This is a genomic window from Helicobacter sp. 12S02232-10 (assembly GCF_002272895.1).
Taxonomy (GTDB): Bacteria; Campylobacterota; Campylobacteria; order Campylobacterales; family Helicobacteraceae; genus Helicobacter_J.
Genome location: NZ_MLAQ01000046.1, coordinates 1 through 401 on the forward strand (window position 1 = coordinate 1; position 401 = coordinate 401).

Genomic DNA, 401 nt, shown 5'->3' on the forward strand with positions numbered 1-401 from the left:
ATAGAGAAATATCCAACTTATAAGAAACGCAATTACAATGAAGAGGAACAAGTACGTGGAGATCCTAAGATGCAAAAACTCTATGATGACTATGGTGATGAATTTCAAAAAACACATAATGGCTTTTCTTGTAGCATTGATTTTGATTGTTTCTACACACTTTTGATTGCTGATGATCGGTTGGATGCAAACACTGGAAGACTTAAGATTGTATTTAAGAATGAAAAAGATTATGTTAAAGCGCAGGTGGAATATGACTCATATGGTTCATATCCTCCAAGCTTTCAATGTAAAATCAAAGATAAAAATCTTAAAAATATCACCAAAGCAAAAGATATTACTACTGAAGATATGATTTGTATTTCTAATGATCTTATTTATAGGGATAATCTCTTCTCTTC

Annotated in this window: 1 protein-coding gene; it reads left to right on the top strand. The window is 30.9% G+C overall.

All coding sequences use genetic code 11. The annotated features are described in order from the left end of the window. Window positions 1-401, top strand: a 401-nt coding sequence (locus BKH41_RS09960) for a hypothetical protein (protein WP_180762823.1), incomplete at both ends; no start/stop codon positions are given.